Origin of the sequence: Halobellus salinus (genome assembly GCF_014646875.1) — an archaeon.
Lineage (GTDB): Archaea > Halobacteriota > Halobacteria > Halobacteriales > Haloferacaceae > Haloquadratum > Haloquadratum salinum.
Map to the genome: position 1 here is coordinate 18,787 of NZ_BMOC01000010.1, position 20,045 is coordinate 38,831.

Below are 20,045 nucleotides of genomic sequence, written 5' to 3' on the forward strand. Positions count from 1 at the left end.
GTGCGTCGACCGCTCAGGTCCGAGTACGATGTTCCCCGCGGCCGAGGAGTACGGCGTCGAGATCGACCTCGACGAGTCAGACGTTGCAGCGGTGCGTTCGACGACGCCGGCGGACGTCGACGCGACCGCGGAGCTGACGTTCGCGCGGAACGTGTTCGTTCCACTGACCACCGCGTGCCGGTATACGTGCACGTACTGCACCTACTACGACGTGCCGGGGGAGGCGACGCTTCTATCGCCCGAAGAGGTCCGCGAGCGCGTCCGTGTCGGTGCTGACGCGGGGTGTACGGAGGCACTTTTCACCTTCGGCGACGACCCCGACGACAGGTACACCCGGATCCACGATCAGCTGGCCGAGTGGGGGTACGACGATATCGTCGGGTATCTCCGACGGTGCTGTGAAATAGCGCTGGAGGAAGGGTTGCTCCCCCACTCCAACCCCGGTGACCTGACCGCAGCCGACTTCGAGCGGGTCGCGCCGGTCAACGCGAGCATGGGCGTGATGCTCGAAACCACCGCTGACGTCGCCGCCCACTCGGGATCCCGCCGGAAGACACCGGGCCAGCGGCTGCACACGATCCGGGCCGCGGGCGAGGCCGGAGTTCCGTTCACCACCGGGCTCCTCGTGGGGATCGGCGAGACGTGGCGGGACCGCGCCGAGAGCCTGCTCGCGATCGCCGACCTCCACGATCGGTACGACCACATTCAGGAGGTGATCGTCCAGAACGTCGTCCCCAACGAACGGTCTGACTTCGAGCGGCCCGCCGTGGCGACGATGCGCCGGACCGTCGCGATGGCCCGGGCCGCGCTCCCGCCGGAGGTGTCGGTGCAAGTGCCGCCGAACCTCTCGCCGACCCGGGAGCTGTTGGACTGCGGCGTTGACGACCTGGGCGGCGTGTCGCCGGTCACCAAAGATTACATCAACCCCGAGTACGAGTGGCCCGCGCTCCGGGAACTCCGTGAGATTGCCGACACTGCCGGCGTCCCACTCCACGAGCGGCTGCCGGTCTACGACCGGTATCTTCCCACCGGGGTCCGCCGCGACAGCTTCGGCGGACGGTCCGCCGATGGCCGGTGGCTCCCGGAACGGGTCACCGACGCGATCGATGCTGACGACGTCCACGGGCAGCGGTACCGAAGCGTCGCCCGCCGGGAGGGGCCGCTTGCGGTTCCCCGTCCCGTCAGTGGCGATTGAGCGGCGACAGCGTCCGCTGGACAGTGGTGGGGGCACCGCGGTGCCGTGGCCGACGGCCGCCCGACTCAGTCGTCCGCGCTCGCAACGTCGCGGCTGACGGCCGCCCGGCCGCCGAGCATTGGTGTCCCGTCCGCACGCGGCCCGAGTTCCGGGCCGTACGGCGGGTCGTCTGGATCGATCCGGCGCCGGGTCCGGTAGTCGGTGGAGCGCTCAACCGCCGGGCGCCCGATCGCGCCGATCATCTCCATATAATCGGCGAACGACCGGAACTCCCCGTGGTCGCCGCCGGCGCGGGTGGTGATCTCTTCGGAGAGAATGGTCCCCATCAGGTCGTTTGCGCCGCAGTTGAGGAGTTTCAGCGCCTTCGCGTCGCCGAACTTCACCCACGACGACTGGAGGTTCTCGACGTTGTCGAGGAAGAGTCTCGACACCGCGATCACGAGTTCGTCTTCCGCGTCACTGGCGCCGCCGGAGACGACGCCGCGCTCGTACAGCGGGGTGTTCTGATGGACGAACGAGAGCGGCACGAACTCCGTGATCCCGCCAGTCCGGTCCTGGAGGTCGCGGACGGTCTTCAGGTGGTGGATCCGGTGGGCGGCGTTCTCGACGTGGCCGTACATCATCGTGGCGGTGACGTCGAGCCCGGCCGCGATCGCGCCCTCCATCGCGGCGACCCACTCGTCGCTGCCGATCTTCCCGGGACAGATCACGTCGCGGACCTCCTCAACGAGGATCTCGGCGGCGGTCCCGGGCGCGGAGTCGAGGCCGGCGGCCCGGAGCGCTCGGTAGACCGACTCGTAGGACCACTCGGTGCCGCGGCGGGCGTGGGCGGCCTCTTCGGGGGTCACGGAGTGGAGGTGGACGTCGCCGACCGACATCGCGCGCATCTGGTCGAGGTAGGTGCCCGGGTCCGTGTCGTAGACCGTCGGCGGCTTGTAGTCGACCTGCGTCGCGGGGTCGTCGTACCCCGCCAGGATCTCGTGGTGCTCGTCGTTCAGCGCGAACCCGGGGTGGAGTCCCGACACCGACGTGACCTCGTAGATCCCCATCTCGAGCGCGTCCTCAACGGCCGTGCGGGACTCCGCCGGCGTCTTCGTGAACCCGGCGTGGTCGGCGTCGGAGTCGGCCTCGAAGCGGTGAGCGCTGTCCTTGAAGTTGCAGAACAGACAGCCGGTGTTGCACGCGGTGGTGACGTTGTTGTTGAGGTTGGCCACGAACGTCACGTCGTCGCCGACGACCGCCGCGCGCCGCCTGTCTGCGGCCTCCAGCACCTGTTCTTTCCGGACCGGGTCGATCCCGTCGGTGTCGGTCCCGGTGGTGATGAGCTCGATTCCGTCGTCGACCGCGAGCCGGTCGCCGGCCCGGGCGGTCGCGAGGGCGTTCTCGAACGACTGGTCCGTCTCGGGGACAATCGAGAACTCGAAGTCGTCGTCCGCCGGGACGGGTGACTCGCGCATACCGGGTTGAGGGCGTCGGACGGCAAAAACAGCGGTGGTACCGGAACCCATCGAACGGTCGCGGACCCGTCGCCGAGGCGCGGAGGTGAACCCTTTTGTGCTACGGCACCGCGAGTTCGGCGTATGACGAGCGTCAAGGAGTTCCGGGTGGCACAGGAGCCGACCGGCACCGACCTCGGGCGGGGCCGGTTCGTCTTCACCGACCGGTACTCCGTTTTCGACTGGGGGGAGATGCCCGATCACGTCCCGCAGAAGGGGGCGTCGCTGTGTACGATGGGTGCGCACAACTTCGAGGTGCTCGAAGACGACGGCGTCCCGACGCATTACCGCGGCGTCTACGGGCCCGAAGTACGCGAGGGCGACCGCCCCGTCGGTCTCGACGCCTGTGCCGCGGCACCGACCGCGATGGCGATCGACCTCACGCGGGTTCCGGACCTCCCGTACCTCAACGCCGAGTACGACTACGACGCCTACCACGACGCCGCTGACGGGAACTTCCTGGTCCCGCTGGAGATCGTCTTCCGGAACACCGTCCCCGTCGGGTCGAGCCTCCGGTCGCGGGGGTCGCCGGCGGACTACGGCCTCGACACCGACACCTGGCCCGAGGAGACCGTCGACCTGCCGGAGCCCGTGGTCGAGTTCTCCACCAAATACGAGGAACAGGACCGGTACCTCGACCGCGAGGAGGCCGACCGGATCGCGGGCGCGGCGGACCTCGACGAGTTGGAGTCGGTCGCGCTCGCGGTCAACGACGTCCTGACCCGGCAGGCCGAGTCGCAGGGATTCCACCACGAGGACGGCAAGATCGAGTGTCTCTACCACGACGGAACGATCGAAGTCGCGGACGTGGTGGGGACGTTCGACGAGAACCGGTTCGCCTACCGGGGTCAAGAGGTCTCAAAGGAGGTGATCAGACAGTACTACCGGCGGACCGACCCAGAGTGGGTCGAGGCGGTCTCGGCGGCGAAATCGCGGGCGCGAGAGAAGGGCGTCGCCGACTGGCGGGGGTTGTGTGAGCCGACGCCGGAGCCGCTCCCGGAGTCGGTGCTCGGTGCCGTCTCCGACCTCTACGCCGCGGGCGCGAACGCCTACACCGGGACCGAGTGGTTCGATGCGCCGGCGGTGGACGCCGCGGTGGATCGAGTACGCGAACTGTGAGCCGGTGTCGCGTCGGGGGTCGGTGCCGCCGGCCGGTCCAAAACGACTTTGCCACGTCACCGCGGAGTTGGGGTCGATGATGACGTACACCGTGACGGTGACCGTTCGGCTCAAGCGGGGCGTGTTGGACCCCGAAGCCGAGACCACGAAGCGGGCGCTCGAACGTCTGGGGTTCGAGCTTGAAGCCCTCCGATCGGCCGACCGCTTCGAGGTCGATCTCGACGCCGACTCCGCGTCGGCAGCGGCCGACCGCGCCGACGAGATGGCCGAGCGGCTGCTCGCGAACCCCACGATACACGACTACAACGTCGAGGTCGAGGGTGAGGACCCGGAATGACGATGGCTTCCGAGGGTACGACACCAACTGTCGTTTTCCACCACAAGAGGTGGTCGCCGTGACAGTTGCTGTCGTCCAATTCGGCGGCTCGAACTGCGACCGCGACGCCGTCCGCGCGCTCTCACACCTCGGCGTCGACGCCGAGCGCGTCTGGCACGAGGACGGCCTGCCCGAAGACACCGAGGGGATCGTCGTCCCGGGCGGGTTCTCCTACGGCGACTACCTCCGCGCGGGGGCGATGGCGGCGCACTCCCCGATTATGAACGCGGTTCGTGACGCCGCCGCCGACGGCGTGCCCGTCCTCGGGGTCTGCAACGGCGCACAGATCGGGTGCGAGGCCGGGCTCACTCCGGGCGCGTTCACCACCAACGCCAGCGCCCGCTTCCAGTGTGAGTACGTCCACCTCCGGATCGAGAACGCCGATACGCCGTGGACCGCCGCGTACGACGAGGGCGAGATCGTGTCGGTGCCGATCGCCCACGGGGAGGGACGCTTCGAGATTGCCAACGACCGGTACGACGACCTCGTCGCCGACGACCGGGTCCTGTTCCGCTACTGCGACGCCGACGGCAACGTCACCGACGACGCCAACCCCAACGGCTCGAAGGGCAACGTCGCCGGGATCCTCGGGCAGCGGGAGACCGTTGCCGTGCTGATGCCTCACCCCGAACGGGCGTCGCTGCCGGATTTGAATCGTAGTGTCGACGGGCGGGGTATTCTGCAGGTGTTCGGCTGACTCCTCAACGGCAGACTCGACGCCGGCGAAAGGGTTCAATCCGTTCGGGTCGAAGCGGTGGTGTGAACCGATTCCAACGAACGCGGCGAGCGGGGAGGCGTTGGCCGCCGTGAACGGACAGTCGGACAGAGGCGACGGCCCGGGGGGCGCCATCGTCGCCGCGCTCGACGTCGAGCCCTGGCCCGCCGCGGTCGGGCTTTTGGTGGGGCTGGGCGGCCTCCTCTTCCTCTTAGAACCGGTGGTCGGCCCGGTCGCGGTCGGGCCGGTCCGCGCCCGACCGGTGGCGCTCTCGACGGTCGCCCTCGCCGCGGGGTTCTGTCTCGGCGCACCCGTGTTCCTCCGGCGCGGCCGCCGGGTGTTCGGGATCGCACACGGGATCTTCGGGGTCGCGTGGGCGGGCGTCGCGGTCGGGACTGCCGCCCGGAGCGAGGCAGTCGTCGTCGGGGCGGTCCTCCTCGTCGTTGCGGGGACTGGGTTCCTGATTGCGCGGGCCCGAACGTGGTGACCGGTGGCCGGGAGGAGACGCCCTACCGCGAAAGCGGCATCCCGTAACTCGTCTCCGCGTCGACAACGTAGTCCCAGGTCGTCTCACACTCACAGCGCACCTGCTCGAACACCGACGGGTCCTGCCGGCGGTCGAAATCCTTGATCGCTTTCTGTACTCTGTCGTCGCACTCGCCGCAGTTGTGCGGGCCGCGGTCGGAGCCGTGGCCGACGGGATCGGACACCACGATGGCGTCGACGTCGGTGGTGGCTTCCAGGACCGCCGCGACCGACCACAGCCACGGCGGGCGGTAGCCGCCCTGGAAGAACAGCTCGTCGACCATCGTGTACCGCTGGACGTTGGTGGGGTTTATGGAGACGGTGTGGCAGCCGTCGACCGCCGCACACCGCCGGACCGACGAGACCATGTCGTCGATCGCCTCCGACTCCGAGAGGAACGGGGGTTTCAACAGGAGATACGCCTTCACGCCGGCGTCAACGCCGTCGGCCGCGCGGTCGGCCGCGCGGGATTCGGCGCAGGCGGCCTCGAAGTCCGCGAAGTCGAAGTACTTGTTGACGCAGTCGTGACGGACGCGGTCTGTCGCGGTCTCCAACCCGATCGCGACGTCGGTCGACAGGCCCACGTCGGTGAAGTCTGCGATGGTTTCCCGGTCGACGAAGTCCGGCAGCGACTCCACGACGATCCGGTCGCGATCCGCGAAGGTGTCCGCGATCGCTTGTCGGGTCTCGGCGCCGACCTCCCGCTCGTCGAGGAACGACCCGGAGGTGTAGATCTTGATCAGATCCGCGGGCTCCGCTGCGTTTTCGGCCTCGTGTTCCAGACAGACGTCGATCTGGTCCATCAGCGCGTCGTGAGCGACACTGCCGCCCTCGACGGACTCGGCGACGTACCCGCACATCGTGCACCCACCGGCGCGGGCCCACCGACACCCGCCGGTGTTGAGGATGATCGTCAGCGACCGGACCACCCCGTCGGGGGTGTTGTCCTCGTCCAGCCAGACCCGCGTGGGTTCGTGCGGGTCGTAGTGTTTGTCCTTCTCCGCGCGAATCCCCCGCATCACCTGGTTGTGGGCGTCCATACCCTTTCCCTGCTCGTAGACCTCCGGGCTCGGCTGGCTCATTGGACGCAGATAACCGACCCCGGGGTAAATCCTCATCGGAGCGGGACCGGGCGACCCCCAGCCGCCGACACCCCCTCACCCGACGTCACGAAACCGTTTTTGATTACTCCTCCGGGGTAACGACTAACATAGTAGAGGGTGTAGTAGATAATGTACATTAACAATGACCGAATTAGGCGGATTCAACGACCACATCGCCCGGATCGACCTGTCGGGCGACGACGTGCAGTACGAGGGGATCGACGAGGAGGACGCCGAGAAGTACATCGGCGGCCGCGGGCTCGGAGTGAAATACGTCTTCGATCAGGGTCCCGATGTCGACCCCGAGGGCCCGGAGAACCTGCTCGCGTTCACCAACGGGCCGCTCACGGGGACGCAGGCCCCGATGAGCGGTCGGATCGCGGTCTGTACCAAATCCCCGCTGACCGGGACAGTCACCGACTCCCACCACGGCGGCTGGTCCGGCGCGCGGCTCAAGTGGGCGGGCTTCGACGGCCTCATGTTCGAGGGCGAGGCCGACGCCCCGGTCTACGCCTATGTCGAGGACGGCGAAGTCGAACTCCGTGACGCCTCCGACCTGTGGGGGCTCGGCGTCCACGAGACGATGGACCTGATCGAGGAGGAACACGAGGGGGCGTTCGGCAAGAACCTCTCGGCGATGGCGATCGGCCCCGGCGGCGAGAACGGCGCGAAGTACGCCTGCATCGTCAACGAGGACGACCGCGCATCCGGCCGCGGTGGCACCGGCTGCGTGATGGGCTCGAAGAACCTGAAAGCCGTCGTGGTCAAGTCCGGGACGCGGATGCCGAAGCCCGCAAAGCCCGAGACGTTCACCGAGGGCTACCAGCAGGCCATGCAGCTCATTCAGGAGTCGGACGTGACCGCCCCCAACGAGGGCGGGCTCTCGATGTACGGCACTAACGTCCTCATGAATCTCACCGAGGAGATGGACGGGCTGCCGACCCGGAACGGCAAGTACACCTCAACGCACTCCGAGGCGGAGGCCGAACCCGACGACGTCAACATCGACGCCGAGAAGGTCTCCGGCGAGAACGTCAGAGAGAACATCCTGGTCGACGAGCCGACGTGTCACTCCTGTCCGGTCGCGTGCAAGAAGGAGACCGAAGTCACGTACGAGCGGAAGGGCGAAGAACTGAACGTTCGCGGCGAGTCCTACGAGTACGAGTCGGCGTTCGCGCTCGGCCCCAACTCCATGAACGACGACCGCGACAGCATCGCGGTCATGATCGATATGTGCAACGACCTCGGGATGGACACCATCGAGGCCGGCAACATGATGGCGATGGCCATGGAGATGACCGAGGAGGGCAAACTCGACGACCTCGACGACGACCTCGACTGGGGCGACACCGAGCACATGCTCGACCTGTTAGAGGAGATGGCCCACCGCGACTCCGACCTCGGCGACCTGCTGGCGAAAGGCGCCCGCCGGGTCGCGGACGAGCGGAACGCCCACGACAACTCGCTTGCGGTCAAGGGCCAGACCATTCCCGCGTACGACCCCCGTGCCATGAAAGGGATGGGGATCGGCTACGCCACCTCGAACCGCGGCGCGTGTCACCTCCGCGGGTACACCCCGTCGGCGGAGATTCTGGGGATCCCGGAGAAGGTCGACCCCACCGAGTGGGAAGGCAAAGGCGAGCTGTGTGCGCTCTTCCAGGACCTCCACGCGATCTCGGATTCGTTCGACATCTGCAAGTTCAACGCCTTCGCGGAGGGCATCGACGAGTACGTCGCCCAGTACAACGGGATGACCGGCCGGGACGTCACCGAGGACGAACTCATGGAGGCCGGCGACCGGATCTACACCCTCGAACGCTACTACAACAACCTCGCCGGCTTCGACGGCGCGGACGACTCGCTGCCGGGACGCTTCGTGGACGGCCACGACGAGGCCATTCCCGGCCAGGGCGGTATGGAGGGCGAGCTGTGTGAACTCGATGAGATGAAGCAGGAGTACTACGACCGCCGCGGGTGGGTCGACGGGGTCGTCCCAAACGAGCGCCTCGAAGAGCTCGGGATCGACGTCGGGCCCGGCACGGGCGTCTCCACCGGCGACAGCCCCGCGCCCGCCGACGACTGATCGGATCCGTCGGCGTCGGGCCGGTTCCGGGTCGTCCGCGTGGTGATGGCCGCCCCGACGACAGCCCGAGACGACAACGCTGATTTGGTGCGGTCCCGAATCCCGGGTGTCGGCACGGCGCGTTGACGCGCCGGCACGACACGCCCGGCCGGATCGGGCGGCGGGCGGGATCGAACCACGCGAACCCGCTTTCTGACGGAGGCATCGGCACCGAGCCGCGCGACTGTCGGGAGGTGTACCCGTCCGCCGACGCCTACGCCTTGCCGCGATCCAACGCCACGAGCACGCCGCGTGCGTTCAGGCGCTCCTCGGCGCGTGCCTTCCGGTCGCTCCACACCGTCTCCAACTCGGCGGTGTCCGCGAAGTGGGCGGCCACCGCGTCGTCGTCGCCGAGTTCGGCACGCGTCTGCCGGACCGCTTCGACCCACTCCACCAGGGTCCGTTTGTAGTTCGCCATCAGCTCCGGACGGTACGCGAGTGACCCGAAGTGGCCGAAACAGAGCGTGTCGGGGTCGATGGCCTCGATCGCCCGGACGTCGTCGAGACACGCCTCAAGATCGAACTGCGGCGGCGGTGAGGTCTCTTTGACCACCGCACGCCCGGGCACGTAGATCCCGGCCGCATCCCCGGTAAAGAGCAGACCGTCGTTGGGCTCGAAGAAGGTCGTCTGGTGGGGCGCGTGCCCCGGCGCGCCGTGAACGGTGAGCGTCCGGTCGCCGAGGTCGACCGCGTCGCCGTCGGTCAGCGACGCGACGCGCGCCGCCGGTATCGAAATCGGGTCGGCGTAGAACTCCCACTGGTCGCCGACTGCCTCCTTCGTGCCCGCGACGATGCGTTCGGGGTCGACGAGGTGGGGAGCGCCCGCCTCGTGAATCCGGACGGTCGCGTTCGGACACGCCTCCGCGAGGTGGCCGGCGCCGCCGGCGTGGTCCAAGTGGACGTGCGTCAGGAGGACGTGTCGGACGGCCTCGGGGTCGACACCGAGGTCGTTGAGCGCGTCGAGCACGAGGTCGTTGTTCTGCCCGGTTCCGGTGTCGACGATGGCCGGTTCCGCGGCGTCGACGACATAGACCGACCCGTAGTTCGGGACTCCGTGCGTCCCCACGTCGACGTAGTGGACATCGCTCGCGGCGTCGACCGAGTACAGCTCCCCGATTGCCATACCCGAGGGCCGCCCGGCGGCGAAAAAAGCGTTCCGCAGTGGGTCGGCGAGCCAGCGCGGAGAGGTCACAGCGGGCCGCCGGACCGTCCGGAGCGGCGAACCGCCACCCGTTTATTCGGTGCCGACCACCATCCGGACATGGGCGAGACACTCGACGACGACCTCTACCGGCGGACCAAGGCGCTGCTCGAGCCCGGAGAGATCGAGCTCCTCGGCGCGGTCGTCCACACCGACCTCGGTGGCGAGGAGGACCTGGAGATGCACGAGCTCACGGTCGACATCAACCGAAGCATCGCCGACCACGCCGGGAAGGGCGAGACCTACATCTACGCCGGCAACGACACCGACGAGTTCGCGTCGAACCAGTTCCAAGGGCTGACCCTCGACGAGGAGTCGTTCGTGTGGGAGTGCCAGCAACTCCTCCGGGACGGGACCTTCGACATCGTCTTCTACTACGAGGCGACGGTCGATCAGGCGTCGCTGGTCGACGACCTCGCAGCACTGGCCCACGTCGACGGCGTGACCGCGGTTCCGTAGGCCGCGCCACACCGGGATGGCGGCCCCGGCGTCTGACCGCTTCGAGACGCTTATCCTCCTCGCACCCCCACTTCGAGTATGAGCGACGCACACGCCGAGACCGGGGAACTGGCCCGCCTCGACCGGGCGATACTCAACGCGTTCCAAGGCGGGTTCCCGGTCGTCGAGCGGCCGTTCGAGCCCGCTGCGGCAGCGCTGGGAGACCGCGGCGTCGACGTGACCGCGGCCGACCTCCGCGAGCGGGTGGCCAGCCTCGACGACGAGGGGACCCTGAGCCGGTTCGGTGCACTGGTGAACGCCGAGGAGATCGGCGGCACCGCCACACTGGTCGCGATGCACGCCCCGGAGGAGCGCTTCGACGAGGTCGCAGAGGCGGTCAACGCCCACCGCGAGGTCGCACACAACTACGAGCGGGCGCACCCCCACCTGAACATGTGGTTCGTCGTCAGCGTGGCGGACGAAGACCGGGTCAGGGCAGTGCTCGACGAGATTGAAGCCGAAACCGGCCAGGAGACGTATAACATGCCGAAACAGCGGGAGTTCCGGGTCGAGGCGAAGTTCCTGGTCGACGGTCCCATCAAGGGCGGCGACGTCGACCTCTCGCACCTCGGGCCCGAGGTGACACCGACCGACCGGCGGACGTTGACGCCCGCCGAACGCGACCTGGTCGTCGAGATTCAGGGTGGACTCCCGATTACCGACACCCCGTACGCGGGTGTCGCCGACGCGGTCGGACGGGAGACGGCGTGGGTGGTCGAGACGATCAAGCGGTTCGAGCGGGAGGGGAAGGTTCGTCGCGTCGGCGTCGTCCCAAACCACTACGCGCTTGGATACACCGAGAACGGCATGACGGTGTGGGACGTGCCCGACGACTTGGTCGATGAGGTCGGGCCCGCGGTCGCGTCGCTGCCCTTCGTCACGCACTGTTACCAGCGCCCCCGTCATGACGGGGTGTGGCCGTACAACTTCTTCGCCATGACCCACGGGCGCTCGGAGGCCGAGAGCGACCGCCGGATCCAGAGAGTAAGCGAAAAGATGGCGGAGTACTGGGACGTCGACAGCGGCGACTGGGACTCGCTGTTCTCGACGGAGATCCTGAAGAAGACCGGGATCAGGCTGGACGAGCGCGCCGACGCCAACACGGAGTGAGGCACGGATGATCCCGCTGTACCACGACTTCACCGACGAGACGGTCCTGGTCTTCGGCGGCGGCCCGATCGGCGCGCGGAAGGCCCGGCGGTTCGCCGAGGAGGCGGCGGTGGTCGTCGTGAGTCCCGCGTTCGACGCCGACGACTTCGGCAACGCGGAACTGGTTCGGGCGCGACCCGCTCCCGGTGACGTTGGGGCGTGGGTCGACCGGACGGCCCCCGCACTGGCCGTGGCCGCGACCGACGACGACGGGGTGAACAACGCGGTGGCGGCGGCGGCGCGGGCGCGCGGCATCCTCGTGAACCGGGCCGACCGGAGTGCAGCGACCGGGGACGGCGGGGGGGCCGACACCCACGGCCCCGACACCCACGGCCCCCCGATCGACGTGGTGGTCCCGGCGACCGTGGCCGACGGCGACGTCCGGGTCGCGATCTCCACTGGCGGCCGGAGCCCGGCGCTCGCGAAACACCTCCGCGAGCGGATCGAGTCGGTGGTCGACGGCGCCGAGGGGATGGCCGCACTCACCGCCGATCTCCGGGCGGAACTCCGGTCGTCGGAGCTGGCTCCGTCCGAGCGCCGTGATGCGGTTCGGGCGGTGGTTCGGGCGCCTGATGTTTGGAAGGCTTTACGTACGGGGACCTCCAACCCCCGCCAAGAGGCGACACGCGTGATACGAAACACGATGGGGGGTGACCGATGGACACAGAGGTGATCCGTGGGGCTCGTGTGTCGCACGAGCGAGCGAGCGTCGGCCAGATCGAGACGGCCGCGGGCGAGGACACCCGGGGCGTTGTCGAGTCGTTGCTCGCACACGACGGCATCGCGGAGGCGTTCGCGCTCCAGACCTGTAATCGCGCGGAGGCGTACGTGGTCGCCGATTCCACCGAGGCCGGGCGGGCGGCGCTCAGTCTGCTCGGCGCCGGGCTCGACGACGGGAGTGTGGTCGCTGAGACGGGCCACGAGGAGAGCCTCCGGCATCTTATGCGGGTCGCGTCGGGGCTCGAGTCGCTGGTTATCGGCGAAGACCAGATCCTCGGACAGTTCAAACGCGCCGTCGAGATCGCCCGCGGCGCCGGCGGACTCGGCCCCACACTGGAGACGGGGCTGACGAAAGCGGTCCACGTGGGTGAACGCGCCCGGACTGAAACGGTGATCAACGACGGCGTGACGTCGGTCGGGTCGGCGGCCGTCAGGCTCGCCGAACGCGAGCGGACCCTCGACGGTGCGACCGCCCTGGTCGTCGGCGCGGGCGAGATGGGGAAACTCGCCGCGCGGGCGCTCGCTGACGCGGGCGTCGCGAAGGTGGCCGTCGCGAACCGGACGATTCCACACGCCGAACACGTGGCGGGCTACGTCGACGCCGACGCCCACGCGGTCGCGTTGGACGACGTCAGGGATGTCCTCCCGGACGCCGACGTTGTCGTGACCGCGACGGGCCACTCGGAGTACCTCGTCGACCCCGAGGACGTGGCGGTCGCCGGCGAGACGTTCGTGATCGACCTCGCACAGCCCCGAGACGTCGACCCGGCGGCTGCGGGCGTCGACGCGGTCGAGATCCGGGACATCGACGACCTCGAGTCGGTGACGGCCGAGACCCGCGCGAACCGGGAGGCGGCCGCCCGGGAGGTCGAGGCGATGATCGACGCGGAGTTCAACCGGTTGCTCGAGGAGTACAAGCGACGGCAGGCCGACGAAGTCATCAGCACGATGTACGAGGCCGCAGAGCGGATGAAGGCCCGGGAGGTCGAAACCGCAGTCTCGCAACTGGAGGCCGGGGGCGACCTGTCCGACGAGCAGCGGGAGGTCGTCGAGTCTATGGCGGACGCTCTGGTCGGGCAGTTGCTCGCCGCGCCCACAAAGAGTCTGCGCGAGGCTGCCGTCGAGGACGACTGGGCGACCATCCGAACCGCGATGGAGCTTTTCGACCCGGAGTTCGGAGACGCCGGGCCGGGCGGCGACGACCCCCCCGACGGGGTGCCGGTCGACGGGACCGACGGGGCGCCGGGACCGCCGCGCCGTGACGGCGGGAAACCGGGGTTCCCGATCGAGGGAACCTCCGACGACTGAGGCGGGGCTGTCAGTCGAAGGCCGGGAGAAACGTTATGCGGCCGGCGGGAGAGAGTTGAGGTATGCCGGAACTACTATCAGACGAGGAGGTCCGATCGCAGCTACCGGAGGGTTGGGAGCGCGACGCTGACGAAATAACACGCACCTACGGGTTCGAGGACTACCTCTCGGGAATCTCGTTCGTCACACAGGTCGGCGAAGTCGCAGAAGAGGAGTTCCACCACCCAGAGATCGTCGTGGGCTACAAAGAAGTCGAAGTCCGGCTCACCAGCCACGAGGAGGGTGGAATCACCGAGCAGGACATCCGGCTGGCGAACCTCTTCGACGCGGAGTACTGATCGGTCGCGGCCGACCCCGTCTCCGGACACACGGGACGAAACCCACTTGCTGCCCTGGACCGTATTCGAACGCGATGAGTGGTGACGACGTCGGCTACGACTTCTGGCTGTTCGATCTTGACGGGACGCTCGTCGACGCGGAGTGGTCCTACACGCGCACGGTGTTCGATCGGGTGGGAGACCGGCTCGGACGGGCGTTCACCGACCGGGAGGCCGAGGTGATCTGGCACGGCCTCGACGGTTCACGCGACCGGAAGCTTCGGGAATGGGGAGTCGACCCCGACCGGTTCTGGAGCGCGTTCCACGACATCGAAAACCCCACGGCTCGTGCGGAAGCAACGTATCTTCACGACGACGCCGCCGACCTGGTCTCGGAGCTGTCGGCCGCGGACGTCCCCGTGGGCGTGGTGACCCACTGTCAGGAGTTCCTCGCGGAGCCGGTGGTCGGCCGCCTCGACATCGGCGGGTGGTTCGACGCGTTCGTGTCGTGCACCCCCGATCTGGGGTGGAAACCCGACCCCCGACCGGTGTACCACACCATCGAACAGCTGGGGCGGGACCCGACAGAGCCGGGGCGTGGCGTCCTCGTCGGCGACGGCGCGAGTGACATCGGGGCGGCGTGGAACGCGGGACTCGACGGGATTCACATCGAGCGACACTCACCGACGCGGCGGGGGCACTGCGTTCTCGCCGACCGGCGGATCTCGTCGTTCGCGGAACTGTCGGACGTGGGGGTTCGGGCCACCGGTGGGGCCGACACCGACCCGTCTCACTCCGGGTCGTAGCCGGCGAGCCCATCGGTGACGGGGTCGAGAGCGTCAAGTCGGGCCGAGAGCTGCTCCACACCGGGTTTTTTCACGCGGTCGGGATTCGCGCGCACCCGGACCGACTCAGTGCCGAGCGAGACGAATCCGAGCCCCAGCGATTCCGCGGTCGCGCGGAGCCCCAGCCCCGCGTCGGCGTCGCCGCGGGCGACCGCTCGCGCGGGGCTTTCGACCCCTTTCGTGCCGACCGCGAACCCGCGGATCGCGTCGGTGAGATCCGAGCGCGCCACGCCACGGGTGTCCGCGAGGTCGTCGACCGCGGCGTCGAGACTCGACCGGAGTCCGGCGTCGGTGTTGCGGTTGACGAACCCGAGATCGCGGTCGACGAGGTCCCCGAGGCTCTCGGTGTCGTCAGGGGTGCCCGCGGGGACCACCAGCCCCCACTCGCGAGTCCATCCCCCGAGATCGACGGCGTCGACCTCCCGGTTGGTCGGGCCGGCGACGACCGCGACGTCGGGAACACCGCCGCGGAGTCGGCGCAGCCCCTCGCGGCTGCCGACGGGGCGGAACCGCGGCGAGTCCAGCCGGTCGAGCAGCCGGGAGAGCGCGGGGTCGTCCTCGCCGACCGCAAGCAGCGTCGGCGGACGGACATCCGGCGAGAAGAGCTGGACCGCCACCTCGTCGCCCGCGCCCAGATACTCGGTGTCGGGGTCGACCGCAACGACGCCGTCGGCGTCGACGAGGGAGGTGGTCGCACCGGAGCCCTTGTCGACGGGGTACACAAGCGTGTCGCCGTCAGCGTCGGTCACGAGCCCCGCGGGCATCAGCCGGAGCCGGCCCTCGGCGTACCGCTCGCGGACGGCCATCCGACCCCGGACAGTCGCGGTCTCGGGTTCGGGGAGTCCCGAGGCTTCACGGATCGCGGGCGCGACGAACGTCCGGAAGATGGTGAGCGCCGAAACCGGGTAGCCGGGCAGGCCGACGTAGGCACCCCCGCCGAGTTCGCCCACTAGCATCGGCTTGCCGGGCTTGACCGCGACGCCGTGGAGCAGGAGGTCGCCGCGCTCTTCGATCACTCGGTAGATCACGTCAACCGCCGACGCCGACGTCGACCCCGAGGAAAGCACGAGATCGCACTCGGATGCGGCCTCGAACAGGAGCTGTTCCATCTGCTCGTAGTCGTCGCCGGCGTGTGGGTAGAGTTTCGCCTCCCCACCGGCCTCCTCGACGCCCGCCGCGACCGTGTAGCTGTTGACGTCGTAGATCTGTCCCGCCTCGCTCCGGAGGTCTCCGCCGGGGCGGACGAGTTCGTCGCCGGTGGAGACGATACCGACTGTGGGCCGGCCACGGACCGGGACCTCGTCGACCCCGAGCGCCGACAGCAGCCCGATCTCCCGGGGCGTGAGCCGGGTCCCGGGGCCGAGCGCACGGGCCCCCGCGGCGATGTCGGTGCCCGCGAGCATCACGTTGTCGCCGGGCGCGACCGCGGTCCGGGCCTCGACGCCGCGGACCGCGCCGTCGGCCTCCACCTCCTCGGTGCGCTCGACCATCACGACCGCGTCCGCGCCGTCGGGCATCACCGCTCCCGTCGAGATCTCCGCGGCCTCGCCCTCGCCGACGACGACATCGGGCTCCGCACCCGCGTGGACGGTTCCGACCAGATCGAACGCGACGGGGTCGGCCTCGTCGGCGCCGAAGGTGTCGCGGCCGCGGACGGCGTAGCCGTCGACGCTCGCTCGGTCGAACCCGGGCACGTCGAGGTCGGCGTCGACCCGCTCAGCCAGGATCCGTCCCCGGGCGTCCGACAGCGGGACCGTCTCCGGGTCCGGGGCGAGATCCAGCGAGTCGATGGCGTCGTGGGCGGCCTCGGGCGCGGCGAGGTCACGGAACTGTTTCCGGTCACTCACGCCGACCACTCCCACCGTTCGACCGCGACGGTCTCGCCCGCGTCGTACCCCTCCCGCCCCTCGGGGACGGCGACCCACCCGTCCGCGAGCGCGACCGAGGAGAGCACCCCCGACCCCGACGCGCGGGTGGGTGTCGCGGCGGGCACGGAGGCGTCGCCGGCGTCGTCCGGCGCTGTATCGGCGTCACCCTCCTCGTCGAGTTCAACCCGCGCGAACGTCCGGACGCCGGGTTCGCTCGGGATCTTCCGCGTGAGCCGCGCTCGGAGTGTCGGCGGCGGGTCGTCCGGGAGGTGGCCCAGCCGTTTCACCAGCGGCCGGAGGAACTGCACCGCGTTCACGATGGCGGCGACCGGGTAGCCGGGGAGCATCACCACCGGCGTTTCGTCGACCACGCCGAGCGCGACGGGGTGGCCGGGTTTGAGCGCGACCCCGTGGACCAGGACCTCCCCCAGGTCGTCGACGACCTCCGGGATGAGGTCGCGGGCGCCGACCGAGGACCCACCGGTCGTCACCACGATGTCTTTGGTGAGGTCGCGCTGAACCGCCGCGCGAAGCGCCGCTTCGTCGTCGGTCACGACGTTTCGGTAGGTGGGGACGCCGCCCCACCGCTGGACCAGTTGGGAGACGGTGAGTCCGTTGGTCTCGATGACCTCGCCGGGGTCGGGATCCGACTGGACGAGTTCCTCGCCCGTGGGGATCACGCCGACGGTCGGGCGCTCATAGGCGGTCACGCGGTCAACGCCGACGGATTTCAACAGCCCGAGATCGGAGGGTCGAAGCTGGTGGCCGCGGTCGAACAGTGGCTGCCCCTTCGAGACGTCCTCGCCGACCGGCGCGACGTTTTCGCCTGCAGTGACCGCATCGAACACCTCCAACTCGCTGCCGACGTGGTCGGCGTGTTCGATCATGACGACTGCGTCCGCGCCGTCGGGGAGTTCGCTCCCGGTGTGGACCCGAACGGCAGACCCGTCGGCGACCGCTGTCTCCGGCGACGACTCGGCGGTGTCGTCGGCGACGCGGAGCGCGCCCGGCGAGCGGTCCGAGGACCCGAACGTGTCCTGCGCGCGGACAGCCCACCCGTCCATGGCGGCTCGGTCGTAGTCGGGAACCGCCCGCGGCGATTCGACGGGGTCGGCGAGCGCGCGGCCGTCGGCGGGGATCAGTGCGAGGCGTTCGGTCCGATCGTGGGGTGTCACGGCGTCGAGAACGCGCTCGCGGGCGTCGTCGATGCGGGTGCGGTTCTTGAACCCGGCCGATCGGCGGTCGGGGGCGTCGTCGGTGTCCGCGGAGTCCATACGGTCGATTGCGCCCGCGGACGCAAAAAGGTCCGCGGCCTGCTCTGGCGAGAACAGTATATCCCTTGTGGCCGGGACAACGACCACAACCGCGGCCTTTTTCGACCTCCCGTCACTACCGACTGGTATGCAAGGACTGCGGAACGCGCTTCGGGACCTCCCCGAGTCGGTGTTCGCCGATCTGCTGGAGTCCGACGACGCCTACCTCATCGTGCTCGACCTCCCCGGGGTGACCGCCGACACCGCAGAGCTCCGCGTCGAGGGCGGCCGGCTCGTCGTTGAGGCGCGGCGTCGCAAGGACGTACCGGGGGAGTTCCGCTACGTCGACGAGGAGCGGTCGCTGTTCGTCGACGCCGAACTCCCGCTGCCACCGGACGCGACCGGTGCGGGGGCGTCCGCGGAGTCGGACAGCGGGGTTTTCGAGGTACAGATCCCGAAGCGGGAGGCAGCCCCCAAGGAGTCAATCCCGATCACGTCGGCCGGAGACGACGCGTAACCGCCGCCCGTGAATCTCCGCGCGTACTGGCGGTTCCTCCGCGTCATCCGGCAGTTCTTCCCGTTGATCGTCGCCTACACCCGCGACCGTCGGAGGTACGTCCTCTTCGGCGGGACCCGGCGGGTCGACCCCGAGACGCAGCTCAAGCGGGCGGACATCCTGCTCAACTCGCTTCTCACGCTCGGGCCGACGTTCATCAAACTCGGGCAGTTGCTGTCGACTCGCCCGGACATCCTCCCGCCGGCGTACATCGATGTGCTATCCAGCCTCCAAGACGACGTGCCGCCCGCCCCGTGGGACGAGTCCCAGCGGGTCATCGAGGACGAACTCGGCCCCGTTGACGAGGCGTTCGACGACTTCGACCGCGACCCCATCAGCGGCGCCAGCCTCGGCCAGGTGTACACCGCAAAGCACGACGGCGACCCCGTCGCGGTGAAGGTCCGCCGGCCGGGGATCGAGTCGTTGGTCGAAGCCGACCTCCGGGTTGTCAAGTGGTCGCTCCCGCTCGTGAAGCGGTTCATCGGGCAGGGCCGAGCCTTCTCGTTGGAGAACCTCGCCGACGAGTTCTCGAAGACCATCCGTCAGGAGATGGACTACAGCCGGGAGAGGCGGATCTTAGCGGAGATCGGCGGGAATTTCCGTGAGAGTCCGGAGATCCGGATCCCGCGGGCGATCGATGACCGCTCGGGCCCCCGCGTGCTCACGATGGAGTATCTCCCGGGGACCAAGATCAACGACACCGACACCCTCGACGAGAAGGGAATCGACCGGACCGAGTTGGCGACGACGCTTCAGCGCGTCTACCTCCAGATGATCGTTGACGACGGGGTGTTCCACGCCGACCCCCACCCCGGGAACCTCGCGGTCACCGACAACGGGGAGATCATCTTCTACGACTTCGGGATGTCGGGGACGGTCGATCCCTTCATCCAAGACAAGATCATCGACTTCTATCTCGCGGTCGCAAACCAGGACATCGACGCTATCCTCGATACCCTCATCGAGATGGGAACGCTGTCGCCGGAGGCCGACCGCCAGGTCATGGGCGACGTGATGGAACTCGCCATCGCGGACGCACGGGGCGAAGACATCGAGCAGTACCGCGTCCAGCAGATCATCGAGCAGGTGGAGTCGACCATCTACGAGTTCCCGCTCCGGCTGCCGCGCAACCTCGCTTTGATCCTCCGGGTCGCGACCGTGGTCGAGGGCGTCTGTGTCACGCTCGACCCCGACTTCGACTTCATTTCGGTCGCGACCGACTACCTCCAAGAGGAGGGCTACTACGAGGAGACCGCAAAACAGCTCATCACTGAGGGCGGCCAGCAGATCCAGGCGACCACCCGGGCACTGTTCGAGGTGCCGCCGAAGCTGAACCGGACGCTCGACCGGGTCGAAAACGACAACCTCACTGTCAACGTCCGGCTGGAGGACGACAACGACGTACTCGACCAGCTTGCGCGCCGGATCGTCTACGGGCTGTTCGTCGCGGTTGGCGCGCTCTCGACTGCGATCCTCTTTGCGTTCGATGGGACGAGCGTCCTGCCGGCAGCGGTGGCCGCCGCGCTTTCGATCCCGCCGCTGATCGCGCTCTACCGGTCGTTCCGCCAGAAGCGCGGACTCAAGGCGAAACCCCAGTTCACTCGCCAGAGCATGCGCGAGGGTCGCGATCAAGAGGAGCGTCCGGGCAGGTGAACCGCCTCGGGGTCAAGCCCCGAGGC

19 protein-coding genes are annotated in these 20,045 nt (G+C 68.8%); 14 read left to right on the forward strand and 5 right to left on the reverse strand.

Going from position 1 to position 20,045, the window contains the following annotated elements:
• Positions 1–28 precede the first annotated feature (28 nt).
• Positions 29–1,195, forward strand: coding sequence for a 7,8-didemethyl-8-hydroxy-5-deazariboflavin synthase subunit CofG (gene cofG / locus IEX72_RS08875; protein WP_188787029.1), 1,167 nt, complete (start codon positions 29–31; stop codon positions 1,193–1,195).
• Between the two features lie 65 nt (positions 1,196–1,260).
• Here cofG and cofH read toward each other — a convergent pair whose 3' ends face one another.
• On the reverse strand, positions 1,261–2,652 hold the full coding sequence (cofH, locus tag IEX72_RS08880; RefSeq protein WP_188787030.1) for a 7,8-didemethyl-8-hydroxy-5-deazariboflavin synthase subunit CofH: 1,392 nt from the start codon (positions 2,650–2,652) through the stop codon (positions 1,261–1,263).
• Positions 2,653–2,775: 123 nt separating this feature from the next.
• On the opposite strand from cofH, the gene IEX72_RS08885 reads away from it, so the two are divergent.
• The 4 genes from IEX72_RS08885 (at position 2,776) to IEX72_RS08900 (ending at position 5,388) form a co-directional block, all read left to right on the forward strand.
• On the forward strand, positions 2,776–3,810 hold the full coding sequence (locus tag IEX72_RS08885; RefSeq protein WP_188787031.1) for a phosphoribosylaminoimidazolesuccinocarboxamide synthase: 1,035 nt from the start codon (positions 2,776–2,778) through the stop codon (positions 3,808–3,810).
• A gap of 76 nt (positions 3,811–3,886) precedes the next feature.
• On the forward strand, positions 3,887–4,147 hold the full coding sequence (gene purS, locus IEX72_RS08890) for a phosphoribosylformylglycinamidine synthase subunit PurS (RefSeq protein ID WP_188787032.1): 261 nt from the start codon (positions 3,887–3,889) through the stop codon (positions 4,145–4,147).
• Between the two features lie 58 nt (positions 4,148–4,205).
• On the forward strand, positions 4,206–4,883 hold the full coding sequence (gene purQ, locus IEX72_RS08895; protein WP_188787033.1) for a phosphoribosylformylglycinamidine synthase I: 678 nt from the start codon (positions 4,206–4,208) through the stop codon (positions 4,881–4,883).
• A gap of 109 nt (positions 4,884–4,992) precedes the next feature.
• A complete protein-coding gene (locus tag IEX72_RS08900) occupies positions 4,993–5,388 on the forward strand; it encodes a hypothetical protein (protein WP_229663802.1) in 396 nt (131 codons plus the stop codon).
• Positions 5,389–5,410: 22 nt separating this feature from the next.
• Here the strand turns inward: IEX72_RS08900 and IEX72_RS08905 are convergent, their stop codons facing one another.
• Positions 5,411–6,508, reverse strand: coding sequence for an archaeosine biosynthesis radical SAM protein RaSEA (locus IEX72_RS08905; protein ID WP_188787034.1), 1,098 nt, complete (start codon positions 6,506–6,508; stop codon positions 5,411–5,413).
• A gap of 163 nt (positions 6,509–6,671) precedes the next feature.
• Here IEX72_RS08905 and IEX72_RS08910 point away from each other — a divergent pair, with 163 nt between their 5' ends.
• Entirely contained in the window at positions 6,672–8,612 is a 1,941-nt protein-coding gene (locus IEX72_RS08910; protein ID WP_188787035.1) for an aldehyde ferredoxin oxidoreductase family protein, read from the forward strand.
• A 253-nt stretch (positions 8,613–8,865) separates the two neighbouring features.
• On the opposite strand, the gene IEX72_RS08915 is transcribed toward IEX72_RS08910, so the two are convergent.
• Positions 8,866–9,774, reverse strand: a complete 909-nt coding sequence (locus IEX72_RS08915; protein WP_188787036.1) for an MBL fold metallo-hydrolase — start codon at positions 9,772–9,774, stop codon at positions 8,866–8,868.
• Positions 9,775–9,912: 138 nt separating this feature from the next.
• On the opposite strand from IEX72_RS08915, the gene IEX72_RS08920 reads away from it, so the two are divergent.
• From IEX72_RS08920 to IEX72_RS08945, 6 genes are all read left to right on the forward strand, one after another.
• Positions 9,913–10,311, forward strand: a complete 399-nt coding sequence (locus tag IEX72_RS08920; protein ID WP_188787037.1) for a DUF5778 family protein — start codon at positions 9,913–9,915, stop codon at positions 10,309–10,311.
• A 78-nt stretch (positions 10,312–10,389) separates the two neighbouring features.
• The gene (ahbB, locus tag IEX72_RS08925) at positions 10,390–11,460 is read left to right on the forward strand and encodes a siroheme decarboxylase subunit beta (protein WP_188787038.1); all 1,071 of its coding nucleotides are present in this window, start codon (positions 10,390–10,392) and stop codon (positions 11,458–11,460) included.
• A gap of 7 nt (positions 11,461–11,467) precedes the next feature.
• Positions 11,468–12,172 (forward strand): precorrin-2 dehydrogenase/sirohydrochlorin ferrochelatase family protein, encoded by a 705-nt coding sequence (locus IEX72_RS08930; protein ID WP_188787039.1) that lies wholly within the window; start codon positions 11,468–11,470, stop codon positions 12,170–12,172.
• Positions 12,157–13,527, forward strand: a complete 1,371-nt coding sequence (hemA, locus tag IEX72_RS08935) for a glutamyl-tRNA reductase (RefSeq protein WP_188787040.1) — start codon at positions 12,157–12,159, stop codon at positions 13,525–13,527. The genes IEX72_RS08930 and hemA overlap by 16 nt, the downstream gene beginning before the upstream one ends.
• A gap of 62 nt (positions 13,528–13,589) precedes the next feature.
• Positions 13,590–13,865, forward strand: a complete 276-nt coding sequence (locus IEX72_RS08940) for a 4a-hydroxytetrahydrobiopterin dehydratase (protein ID WP_188787041.1) — start codon at positions 13,590–13,592, stop codon at positions 13,863–13,865.
• Between the two features lie 74 nt (positions 13,866–13,939).
• Entirely contained in the window at positions 13,940–14,650 is a 711-nt protein-coding gene (locus tag IEX72_RS08945; RefSeq protein ID WP_188787042.1) for an HAD family hydrolase, read from the forward strand.
• On the opposite strand, the gene IEX72_RS08950 is transcribed toward IEX72_RS08945, so the two are convergent.
• Positions 14,635–16,536, reverse strand: coding sequence for a molybdopterin biosynthesis protein (locus tag IEX72_RS08950; RefSeq protein WP_188787043.1), 1,902 nt, complete (start codon positions 16,534–16,536; stop codon positions 14,635–14,637). The genes IEX72_RS08945 and IEX72_RS08950 overlap by 16 nt on opposite strands.
• Complete coding sequence (locus IEX72_RS08955) at positions 16,533–17,831, reverse strand: molybdopterin molybdotransferase MoeA (protein ID WP_188787044.1); 1,299 nt, start codon at positions 17,829–17,831, stop codon at positions 16,533–16,535. Before IEX72_RS08955 ends, IEX72_RS08950 begins: the two co-directional genes overlap by 4 nt.
• Before the next feature lie 127 nt (positions 17,832–17,958).
• Between IEX72_RS08955 and IEX72_RS08960 the strand changes: the two genes are divergently transcribed.
• Both IEX72_RS08960 and IEX72_RS08965 read left to right on the forward strand, forming a co-directional pair.
• Positions 17,959–18,327 carry an Hsp20/alpha crystallin family protein gene (locus tag IEX72_RS08960; protein ID WP_188787045.1) on the forward strand — a complete coding sequence of 123 codons (369 nt, stop codon included), beginning with the start codon at positions 17,959–17,961 and terminating at the stop codon, positions 18,325–18,327.
• 9 nt (positions 18,328–18,336) lie between these two features.
• The gene (locus IEX72_RS08965; protein WP_188787046.1) at positions 18,337–20,019 is read left to right on the forward strand and encodes an ABC1 kinase family protein; all 1,683 of its coding nucleotides are present in this window, start codon (positions 18,337–18,339) and stop codon (positions 20,017–20,019) included.
• The last annotated feature ends 26 nt before the right edge of the window (positions 20,020–20,045 follow it).